We start from the raw sequence: 1,053 nt of genomic DNA, 5'->3' as shown, positions 1-1,053 counted from the left end.
TTTGATATTGTCATTTATAGAATCTCCTCCTTTGTTTCTAGAAAATTCTACTCCTTTTGTCGATTGTTTTTGGGGGGGTGCCATTGTGGACTTGCTTATTTAACTGAACATTTTAATTACTGGGGTATATTAATGATTATGATACCGGTAACAATAGGCTATTATTTCGGGCTGCGTCACTTTGAGAATTTAGAAAAGAATAGTGGGCATCAGATTTAGTAATAGTTTTGTTGCTATTAATAAATTCATTACATATATTGAATAATTTTTCTTCTATACTGTGTATTTCCAAGCGGGCAGCAACAACTAAAAAATCTGTTATGGTTTCTTCAATAATTTTTTTAGCTTTCTCAGGTGATTTAGCTCCTAAAGTCTGTATATTATGGGCTCTATCAAAAAGTTTTATGAGGGCTGTATCATATCTTTTTTGTTTGATTAACAGGTTTAAGCTTTCCTCGGCACTGATTTTTCCATAAGGTTTGATTCTAGTTAAACCTTCTACATGTTTTGCTATTTCTTTACCAAAAATTTCGACGATCATCTTTTCAGTAAGCTCTGTATCCTCAATAGTATCATGAAGTAGAGCAGCATTTATCATGTTAGAAGTAAAAAGCTTAGGGGCTTCGTCTGCTACAAACTCCGCAAGCATAATCGCTACTTCAATTAGATGAGAATAGGAAGGATCGCCTGATTGACGCATTTGTGAACCGTGATATTTACGAGCGTAGTAGATGGCTTTTTTGACTTCCTCTATATCAACTGGATTTTTTACTTTAGTGTTTAAATATTCGAGTTTATCAAGTAGCTTTTTAGCATAAACGCAAACTTCAAACTTTTCTTTCCAAGAGCTTATATCTTCCATAAAAAGTTATTTCTTATTTTTGTTAATAATAGTTGATTACAATTAAAGTAAAAATTAAAAAGTTGCAATAATAAATAATTTTTTAACTTTAAATATATTAGCAACTTTTGATTATTTTGTATTTTAGCAACTATCATTTTACTTTATTAGTTGCTTTAGCTTCTTGTTCTTGCTGTAATTTATACTCTGCT

At 30.8% G+C, this 1,053-nt stretch carries 1 protein-coding gene; it reads right to left on the bottom strand.

Annotated features, from left to right (window positions below; all coding sequences use genetic code 11):
* Positions 1-136: 136 nt before the first annotated feature.
* Positions 137-862, bottom strand: coding sequence for an HD domain-containing protein (locus KYQ89_RS04510; protein WP_218460595.1), 726 nt, complete (start codon positions 860-862; stop codon positions 137-139).
* Positions 863-1,053: the final 191 nt, after the last annotated feature.

This window comes from Rickettsia sp. TH2014 (assembly GCF_019249195.1).
Lineage (GTDB): Bacteria > Pseudomonadota > Alphaproteobacteria > Rickettsiales > Rickettsiaceae > Rickettsia > Rickettsia felis.
This window is presented reverse-complemented; position numbering and strand designations above follow the sequence as displayed.